Here is a 10,092-nt window from a genome sequence, read left to right on the forward strand (position 1 = left end):
GCGCGTGCGGGCGCTCCGGCTGGGCCGCGCTGTCCCCGGAGACCGATCCGCAGCAGCTCGTCATGGCGCAGGACCGGATCTGGCGGGCCGGCGTGGGCCGCGACAAGCGCCGTATCCGCTACTTCATCTCCGCGACCGAGCCGGAGCGGCGCCAGGCACTCGACGCGCTGGCCGGGCGACTGCCCGCGGGCAGCGGCGTCGATCCCCTCTCCGTCGTGGTGCTGGACGGGGCGCAGGGCACCTACCGGCTGCCGACTGCGGGAGACGACGGGGACCTGGTGGACGCCTGGTTCGCGCTCGCGCTGCTCGACAAGAAGACCGCCGACAAGGCAGCCAAGGACGACCGCTGTCCGGCGTGCAACACCGACAACAGCATCCGGTTCCTCGGTACGGCACAGGCTGCGCTGGCCTCGGCCACGGTCACCCAGCTCTTCACGGGCGGGGACATCGCGCTGGTACCGGAGGAACGCAAGACACTGCTGTTCAACGACTCCACGCAGGACGCCGCGCACCGCGCCGGATACGTCGCCAACGCCTCGTACAAGTTCTCACTCAGGTCGCTGCTCGCGCACAACCTCGACGAGTCCGGGGAGGCGACCGCGCTCAACGACCTGATCGGCAACGTACTCGACTCGGTGGACGACCCCGACGCGCTGGCCGCCGTCGTGCCCCCGGATCTGCACGACGAGCCGGGTGTCGACCGGGTGTTGTCGGGCCGCGGCACCGGCGACGCCCGCACTTGGCGGCTGATCGGTGAACGGCTGGCGTTCGCCACGATCATGGAATTCGGGCTGCGGTCACGGCTGGGCCGCACCCTGGAGCTCACGCGGACGGCCGCCGCTGAGGTCGTCGTCGACGAACCGGAGCGGGTCACCGACCTCGCGCGTGATCTGCACCTCGCGCTGCCGGGCCAGATGGTGATGACGGGCGGTCTCCCCACACCCGAGCGGTATCTCGCCTACGTGCGAGGCCTTCTGGAGCGGCTGCGGCTGCGCGGCGCGGTCCGGCACCGGTGGCTGGAGCAGTGGATGCGGGAGGCCGGCGCCGACCGATTCCTGATCAGCGGACGGCGGCCCGACGGCATGCCCGCCTTCCCGGAAGGGGTCGCCCCGCCGCGGTTCCTGCTGGACGGGCAGAAGGACAGGACCGAGTTCGACGTGGTCACCGGCCGACAGGCCTGGTTCCAGGACTGGACCCGCCGCTGTCTCGGGCTGGACGCTGCCGGGGCCACCGAATACCTCCGTCGGCTCCTGCCCGCCCTCGCCGACGAGTACGTGCTCAGCGTGCGGACGGCGAAGGACCGCACCACGCGCGTCTACGGCCTCCAGCCCGGCCACATCCAGGTACGGCTGCTGGACGACTCGATCGTCAACAAGGCGTTCGTGGCGTGCGAGGACTGCGGTTGGCAGCAGGTCGTGCCGCCGGAGCGGCGTACTCGCTGGTACGGCCATCCGTGCCCGCGCTACCGGTGCAAGGGATACCTGACGCCGCCGCAACCGGGGATGCACCGCTCGGCGGGGTCCGACCCGCACGGCGGCAGCGGGGGCCTCACGGGCGCGGGCGTCGGTGTACTCCAGGAGCGCGACTACACGAACGACTACTACCGGCGGCTGTACCTGACCGGTGGCACCTTCCGCGTCGTGACGGCCGAACACACCGGCATGCTGACCCGTGCACAGCGAGAGCAGGTCGAACGGACCTTCCGCGCCGGCACGCACTACACCGACCCCAACGTGCTGTCCTGCACCCCCACCCTGGAACTCGGCATCGACATCGGTGACCTGTCTGCCGTGCTGATCGGCTCGCTGCCGAAGGGCCCCGCGAATTATGTGCAACAGGCGGGCCGCGCGGGACGCAAGACGGGTAACGCGCTGGTCGTCGCCTTCGGCGGACGCCGTGCCCGGGACCTGTACTACCTGGACCAGCCGCGGGAGATGATCGCGGGCGACATCGTGCCGCCCGGCTGTTACCTGTCGGCGGTGGAGATCCTGCGCCGCCAGTACACCGCGTGGCTGCTGGACCTGGCCGCTCGCGGCGGGCTCTCGACCTCGGACGGCGAGCGTCTGCAGCCGGTGCCCCGGCTCGCCTCCGCGCTCTTCGGTACGACGGGATGGTGCCAGGACCTCGCTGACGCCGCTCAGACACACGGGGCGACGCTCGTCGAGCAGTTCCTGGCGCTGTTTCCCGAAAGCGGCGCCCCCGCGCCGACCGTGGACGGTCTCGCCACGCCCGACGGTGACGACACCGGGGTGTCGGCGCATGCGGCCGACGAACTCCGGACGTACGCGACCGGCGGCATCGTCCGAGCTCTCCAGGAGGCGGAGGAGGACTGGACGGGGCGACGGGAGGAACTGCGGCGCAGGATCGCCGCGATCGACGAGGCCGTCGACTCCCTGGCCCGCACCGACGAGGTCCAGGACCGAGAACGGCGGGAACTGCTCGCCGAGCGCCGCAGCACCGGGGACCTGCTGCGGGAGCTGAGCCGGACCAGCGCGCACGGCACACTCGTCGAACTGGGGCTCCTCCCGAACTACAGCCTGGCCGACACCACGACCCAGCTGGAAGCCACCCTGTACTGGTCCGAGGTCCCGTCGGACAGCGACGACCCGTCCGAGACAGGAGCCCCGAGGGAAGCCAGGCCGCCCACCGGCACGGAGCGCATTTACCGCAGCGAGACCCGCGACTACGAACGCTCCCGCAAAACGGCCCTCACCGAACTGGCCCCCGGCAACAGCTTCTACGTCAACGGCTACAAGCATGTGGTGCGGGCCCTCGACATCGGCAGTCCGGAACGCCGCGCCTGGTCGGTGTGGCGGCTGTGCCCCTCCTGCGGATACGTGCGCACGCAGGACGCGCAGACCGACACCTCGGCCTGCCCGCGCTGCGACGGACGGGAGATCGCCGACGCGGGCTGTGTCCAGCACGTGCTCCAGCCGCGTCGGGTCGTCGCCCGCGACAAGCGCGACGACGCCCGGGTGCGGGACGACCGCGACGAGCGGGCCCGCCGACAGTACGCGGTGCTCACCACCGTGGACATCGACCCCGACCATCTCGCCATCGACTCCTGGCGGCACGAGACGGCGACCTTCGGCGTGGACTTCTCCCGGAAGGCCGTCATCAGAACGCTGAATCTGGGGCTCGACCGGCAGGACGGCAGCTCCACGGTGCCGCTGGCCGGCGAGGAAGTACGGATCAACCCGTTCTACGTCTGCACGACCTGCGGTGGGGCGACAGCGGAGGGCAAGCCGGTCGTCGACCAGCCACAGCACGCGCTGACCGAATCGGGGGCCGCCACCACGAAGGGCAGCTTCCACCATCTGCTGTGGTGCCCCCGGCGGCGTACTCACGGATCCGCCGGCGCGCAGGGGCGTGGGGCGGGCCAGGACGTACCGCTGCTGCTGGCCCACGAGCTGACCACGGAAGCCGTACGGATCCTGCTGCCCGCCTCGGTGACACGGGCCCGGGAACGGCTCGCCTCCTTCACCGCGGCGCTGTTCGCCGGTATCGCGGCGCGCTACGGCGGCGACCCCGACCACATCGACATCGCCGCCGCCTCCATGCCGGACAGCCCGGACCAGCTCGGCTCGGACTTCCCGCGACGCTTCCTCGTCGTCTACGACCGGTTGCCCGGCGGCACCGGCTACCTGCACCGACTGGCGTCCTCGGACGGTTTCCGCGAGGTGCTCCTCAAGGCGCGCGAGGTCATCGACACCTGCCCCTGCCAGCAGAAGGAGCTGGACGGCTGTCACCAGTGCCTGCTGCGCAGGGTGCCCCCGTCGGACTACGACCGCGTCTCCCGCCGGGAAGTGCAGTCCATGCTGGACGAACTCCTCGGCGCCCACGGCGAGCGCTGGCAGACTTCCCCGGTCTCGACGACCCGTCAGATCCCACTGGAGCGACAGGCGGAGAGCGATCTGGAGGTCATGTTCGTCGACACGCTGGAGGAGTGGGCCAAGCAGCCCGAGTCCCGGGCGACGGCGGACACGTACACCACACCGGCGGGCACCCGCGCGCTGGATCTGCGGCTGACCACCGGCGAGGGAACCACCGTGAGCTGGCGGGTCTCGCAACAGCGCGTCCTCGACGGGACCCGGCCCGACGTACTCTTCGAGCGGCTCGACGCACCGGGCCCGCGGCTCGCCGTCTACCTGGACGGATACCGCTACCACGCAAGCACCGAGCACAACCGTCTAGCGGACGACGCGACGAAACGGGCCCGACTCCGGGCGGACGGGCTGCGGGTGTTCCAACTGACCTACCCCGACATCAAGGAGTGGCGGAACCGGGTCCGCGACACGGGATACGCCGGAGTGGCACCCGCAGACCCGGTGTGGCTGCCCTACGACCAGGAAGCACAGAAGCGGGCACGCGCCTATTACGAGCGCACGCGCGGCGGCCTGCCCGGCGAACTGTCGGAGACCGTGTGGGTCAACCCGGCCGAACTGCTGCTCGCCTACCTCCGTGCCCCCGACGCCCAGCGGTGGCACCACCGGGCCGAGGCCGCCGTCGCCGGATTCATCGGGACGCCGGGCCTGCGGGACACACCGGTGCGAGCGGACATGGTCGGGCGGGCCGTCGAAGGGGCGCTGCGCGGCGAAGTTTCCGACGCTCCGAACGGGCCGCTCCGCGTTCTGACGGCGACGGACCGGTCCGGATGCCGGCTCGTCCTGATCGCCGACGTACGGCACCGGCCACCAACCTGGACGGGACTCACGCTCCTTGACGACAGCGCCCACGCCGTCGCGGACGAGAAGATCCACAAGCGGCGTTGGCAGGCCTGGCTGTACTGGAGCAACGTGCTGCAGTTCCTGGAGCACGGCGGAGGCGACAGCGCACAGCTCACCACCGCGCTGCTGGACGCCTTCACCGCGGACGTGCTCACCGTGACCGGCGGAGCGGGATGGCTGTCCTCGACCCGCATCATCCCGACCACCGCCGACGGCTCACAACGGGAACCGGACAGCCTGGCACCGGTGGCCGTGACCTCCGGACTGCCCGCGGTACCGGCGAGAACGACCGAGGAAGCGCCCTCCGAGTCCCGGCCGAAGCGCGACGGTGCCTGGGACGCGGTGCTGGAGTACGTGGACCCCGACGAGGCGGGGCTGGCCGAACTGGCCCACGCACTCGCCGAACTGGGCGTTCCCGCGCCCGAGGACGGCTTCGAACTCGACGAACACGGCTGGCAGGCTGAACTGGCCTGGCCACACGCCCGAATCGGTGTGGTTCTGGCGCCACAGGGCACGCCCGACGACCCGGACATCGAGGCACAGGACCGCGACCGTGCGTTCGCCGCCGCCCATTGGGACGTACGGCCGGCGGGCGAGTGGACGGCGGAGGAGATCGCCGCCCGTCTCGGCGTCAGTGCCGAGCGGACACCGAACGGCCCTGCAGATCACGGTGGGCAGGGCAACGGCACGACCGGGCACGACGAGAACAAGAACGAGAACGGGGAGTCGGCATGACGAAGACCGGAGGCGTGACGCTGCGCCTGCTCGACAAGGCGGACAAGGAGATCCTCCGGCTGCCGCGCACGGTCAAGGGCGCCCTGTTCGACTTCCAGCACAAGTTCAAGGACAACCCGCGCACTCCGGGGCTGAAGCTCAAGCAGCTCAAGGGCGACAGCAGGATCTGGTCCGCGCGCATCAACGACGAGTACCGGGCTCTGCTGCTCCGGCTGGCCGAGGACGACTGGCTCATCGTCTCGGTCAAGCACCGCAAGGAGGTCTACGACCGGCTGGCCTACGGGATCAACCACGTCACCGGTGGCATCGAGTATGTCGACCTCCAGGTGGTGGAGGACAGCATCCTGCGGCGCATTCCGCCTCAGGGACCGCCGCCTGGAGCGACGCGCAGTTGAGCGAACTGGGTGTGGCGGAGCCCCTGGTGCCGGTCATCCGGACCCTCACCACCGAGGAGCAGCTTCTCGGGCTGATCGAGTACGCACCGCAGCTCACCGGTGAGGTCCTGCTCGCGCTCTACGACGGAAAGCCGTTCGACGAGGTGCGGGACGAGGTCACCGCGCCTGTCGCCGCTCCGGAACCCGTCGACCCGGAGGACTTCCGAACAGCCGCCGAGCGACCCGCCACAGTCGTGACCACTTCCGACGACGCATTGCGCGAGGCGCTGGAGGCCGGGGACTTCGGCCGCTGGAAGGTCTTCCTCCACCCTGCCCAGTCGAAGCTGGTCGAACGCCGCTACTCCGGCCCCGCTCGGGTCGGCGGCGGCCCCGGCACCGGAAAGACCATCGTCGCCCTGCACCGCGTCCGCCACCTGGTGTCGCAGCTGCCGCCCGGTCACACCAAGCCAGTGCTGCTGACCACGTACAACAAGAACCTCGCCGCCGACCTGCGCTCCCGCCTCCTGGAACTGGGCGGCGAGCAACTGCTGTCGCGGGTGGAGGTCAGCCACGTCGACCAGCTAGCACTGCGTGTCGTGCGGGAAGCCGAGCCCGGCAGCCGTAAGCAGACCATCGACGACAGCCAGGCCGTACGGGAATGGCGGGCGATGCTCGACGAACTCGGCGAGAGCGGCTGGGACGCGGAGTTCCTCCACGACGAGTGGACGCAGGTCATTCTCGGCCAGGCCGTCGGCACCCGCACCGACTACTTCCGAGCGCGTCGCGCCGGTCGCGGCAAGAACGTGGGCCGGTCGGATCGAGCCGCCATCTGGCAACTCACCGAGCGCTTCACCCAGCGCCTGGACCGGCTCGGACGCCAAACGTGGGACCAAGTGGCCGAGCGCGCCGCCCGCCTGGAGATAGGGCGGGAGCAGCGTATCCGCGCCATCGAGCAGCAGCGGGAGGAAGCGGGCGGCCTGGACAACATCCACCTCCAGGACGGCTCCGGCGGCTGGCTGCGCTACCGGTACCGGCACATCGTCGTCGACGAGGCACAGGACCTGCGCCCCGCGCACTGGAAAATGCTGCGGGCGATGACGGCCCGCGAGGCGGACGACCTGTTCCTGGTGGGCGACACCCACCAGCGCATCTACAAGAACCAGGTGACACTCGGCAGCCTCGGCATCAACATCCGCGGCCGGTCCGCGAAGCTCAGCCTCAGCTACCGGACGACACGGCAGATCCTGCGTTCCGCGCTGAAGGTACTGGGCGAGGAGACCTACGACGACCTCGACGGCAGCTCGGAGACCCTCGCCGGGTACCGTTCCGTGCTCAGCGGCGGCGCGCCCGGCATGCACCCGTGCCCCGACTGGCAGTCGGAGCGCGAGGCGATCGCCGCACACATCCTGGCCTGGGACGCCCATCCGGACGAGCGGATCGCACACGAGCGGATCGCTATCTGCGTTCCGACCAACCTGATGGCGAGTGAGCTGGGAAACACCCTCGTGGAACACGGCGTCAGGGCCCTGGAGATCGGGGCCGATGGCGCGCGGGGCGAGTCCGGAGTTCACATCGGGACCATGTTCCGGTTCAAAGGGTTGGAGTACCAGCGCATGATCATCGCCGGGGTCAGTGACGGTCTGGTCCCCCGCGAGCAGGTCAATCAGTTGCGTCAGGTGGACCCCGCCCGCTACCGGAGGGAACTCCAGCGGGCGAGATCCCTGCTGTTCGTGGCGGTGACCCGGGCACGCGACAGCCTCGACATCTTCTGGCACGGCACCCCGAGCCCGTTTCTGCATCGCCTGCCTTCTTGAGCCGCGTACCTAAGGAGTTGACTCTTGGTAAGCGTGGAGTGATCACGCTCGGACGCTCACGTTCACGGGTATCCGGCGGGCTGTTCGCCCTCTGTGACTTCAGGGACTTTCAGCGCTGCCCGAGGGGAGTCCCCCAGGGACTTCTCGCCGCCTGACACGGCAAGCTTCCGAAGACCGGAAAGGGCCTCCGTCGCAGTTCAGAGGCCCTTTCCGAGGCAAGCTCGCAGGTGGCGGCAGACGAGTCGGGCTGTACGCCGGGTTCTGTCGCCCGGTCGCCTCGCGGCGGCCGGGGAGACGGCCATCCATCTAGGGCCGGCGTTGCCGCCGGCCTCGTGCGGTCTACCCGCGGACTCGGGCGGGCAGCCCTCGAACGTCCGCGCAGAGTCGCCTTTTACAGCGGCTCCTTTTGACCTTGCTCCGGGTGGGGTTTACCTAGCCGCCTGAGTCACCTCAGGCGCTGGTGGTCTCTTACACCACCGTTTCACCCTTACCTAGGACCGCCCTCTTCGAGAAGAGAACAACCTTGGCGGTTTGTTTTCTGTGGCACTGTCCCGCGGGTCACCCCGGGTGGCCGTTAGCCACCACCCTGCCCTGTGGAGCCCGGACGTTCCTCGGGAAGCCCCTGGGGGCTCCACGCGGCCGTCCGCCCGGCTCGTCTGCCGTATCGACCATGGTACCGGGCGTCGGGTCAGAGAAAATCCGCGGTGTCCAGGTCGAAGGCGAAGGGCTCGGGGAGGGTGAAGGGATCATCAGAGCCGTATGGACACCGTAGGGACTTCGCCCGCTTGACCCTGCCGCGGCGTCAACGTCTGTACTGGTGGCATGCGGATCGGAGAACTCGCCGAGGCCATCGGCGTCACCACGCGGACCGTCCGGCACTACCACCACCAGGGGCTGCTGCCCGAGCCCGAGCGGCGTGCCAACGGCTACCGCGACTACACGCTCCGGCACGCGGTCGTGCTGGCGCGGATCCGGCGGCTGACGGAGCTGGGGCTCGGGCTCGCCGAGGTGCGGGACGTGCTCGCGGACGACGCGGGCAAGGATCTCGTCGAGGTACTGACCGAGCTGGACGAGGATCTGGCCCGGCAGGAGGCGGCGATCCGGGAGCGCCGGGGGCGGCTGCGGGCGCTGCTGGACGGGGAGGTGCTGACCGCCGAGGGGCCCGTGTCGCCCGAGCTGGCCGCGTTGTTCGCGGAGACGGCCCACCTGTACGACTCGCCCATGGCCGCCCGGGACCGTGAGGTGCTGGCGCTGGTCGAGACGGCGGCGGGCCCGGCGGAGCGGGCGCGGCTGATGGCCGCGGTGAGCGCGGTCGCGGGGTCGCCCGAGACGGTGGCCATGGCCAATGAGGCGTACGCGCTGCTGGACGCCCTCGCCGACGCCGCCCCCGACGACCCGCGGGTGGAGACGGCCGCACGCAGGCTGGCCGCGTGCACCCCGCGGAGTCTGCTCCCCGACCCGGTGACCATCGACCGGGACAGCAGCTTCCTGCGGGCCTTCTACGCCGACTTCACGCCCGCACAGGCGGCGGCGATCCGGCGGTCGCTGGAGATCCTCATGGAGGAGGGCGGTACCGGATGAGGACGATCACCGTGCTCCTGCGGCATGAGCTGCGGCTGCTGGCGAGCCTGCTGCTGTGGGTGGGACGGCGGCGGCACGGCGTGGGTGAGGGGCGGGCGTTCGGGTACGCGCGGGGGCAGGGCGCGGTGATGGCCGGGTTCGGGTTCGTGTGTCTGATCGAGACGTTCACGATGTCCGTACTGCTGCGGGACTGGCCCGCCTGGCACACCGCCATGCTGATCCTGGACGTGTACACGCTGTTCCTGCTGGCCGGGGTGTACGCGGCCTGGCAGGTCCGGCCGCACGTCCTGAACGACGACGGCGGCACCCTGCGCGTCCGCCACGCCGCCCATGTCGATCTGCGTATTCCGCTGGACCGGATAGCGGCCGTACGGCACGAGACGCGTTCCACGCACGAGCGGGCCGACGGTGAGCTGAACCTCGCGGTGGGCTCGCAGACCTCCGTCACCCTCGAACTGACCGGGCCGGTCGCCCACGTCACCTTCCTCGGCCGCCGCCGGGACGTGGACGTGGTGCGGCTGCACGCCGACGACGCGCGGGGCCTCGTACGCGAGCTGGTGCGGGTGGTCAGTCCGGGGCGAAACGTACCTTCGCCGTCGTCGGATCCGCCTGGGTGAGGCGGACGCGGAGGCGTTCGCCGAGGGGCAGGGGGGTGTTGCCCTCGGGGGCTGTCTCGATGCGGCCGATGACCGCCGGGGACTCCAGCTGGACCGTGCCGACGGTCGGGTGGCGCTCGTCGAGGTCGACGACGCAGCCGTCGAAGACCTCGCCGATCCGGTCCTTGAGGAGGGCGGCCTCCACGGCGTCGACGCAGGCGCGTTCGACGGCGCCCGCGCGCCTGCCGCCGTCGGCCATCTCGCC

The 10,092-nt window shown here is 70.6% G+C and carries 3 protein-coding genes, 1 other RNA gene and 2 pseudogenes; 4 read left to right on the forward strand and 2 right to left on the reverse strand.

The genetic code is table 11. The features are described 5' to 3' along the window. Both BZL64_RS16150 and BZL64_RS16155 read left to right on the forward strand, forming a co-directional pair. The coding region (locus BZL64_RS16150) for a DUF1998 domain-containing protein (RefSeq protein WP_107430299.1) at nucleotides 1–5,462 on the forward strand (5,462 nt) is incomplete at its 5' end. Further along, nucleotides 5,459–7,650, forward strand: a pseudogene (locus tag BZL64_RS16155) (UvrD-helicase domain-containing protein). The gene BZL64_RS16150 and the pseudogene BZL64_RS16155, both read left to right, overlap by 4 nt. Nucleotides 7,651–7,884: 234 nt before the next feature. Here the strand turns inward: BZL64_RS16155 and rnpB are convergent. After that, nucleotides 7,885–8,305, reverse strand: an RNA gene (gene rnpB / locus BZL64_RS16160) — RNase P RNA component class A. A gap of 167 nt (nucleotides 8,306–8,472) precedes the next feature. On the opposite strand from rnpB, the gene BZL64_RS16165 reads away from it, so the two are divergent. Further along, on the forward strand, nucleotides 8,473–9,231 hold the full coding sequence (locus tag BZL64_RS16165) for a MerR family transcriptional regulator (RefSeq protein ID WP_086769892.1): 759 nt from the start codon (nucleotides 8,473–8,475) through the stop codon (nucleotides 9,229–9,231). Then, nucleotides 9,228–9,848, forward strand: coding sequence for a hypothetical protein (locus tag BZL64_RS16170; protein ID WP_086769893.1), 621 nt, complete (start codon nucleotides 9,228–9,230; stop codon nucleotides 9,846–9,848). The genes BZL64_RS16165 and BZL64_RS16170 overlap by 4 nt, the downstream gene beginning before the upstream one ends. On the opposite strand, the pseudogene BZL64_RS16175 reads toward BZL64_RS16170, so the two are convergent. Continuing rightward, a pseudogene (locus BZL64_RS16175) lies at nucleotides 9,799–10,092 on the reverse strand (RNB domain-containing ribonuclease); the annotation flags it as partial. The gene BZL64_RS16170 and the pseudogene BZL64_RS16175 overlap by 50 nt on opposite strands.

Source organism: Streptomyces bobili (assembly GCF_002154575.1).
Lineage (GTDB): Bacteria > Actinomycetota > Actinomycetes > Streptomycetales > Streptomycetaceae > Streptomyces > Streptomyces bobili.

Excerpts from the sequence above, each read along its gene's own strand:
- BZL64_RS16165 (WP_086769892.1), top strand. The coding sequence starts at position 8,473 with ATGCGGATCGGAGAACTCGCCGAGGCCATCGGCGTCACCACGCGGACC.
- BZL64_RS16170 (WP_086769893.1), top strand. The coding sequence starts at position 9,228 with ATGAGGACGATCACCGTGCTCCTGCGGCATGAGCTGCGGCTGCTGGCG.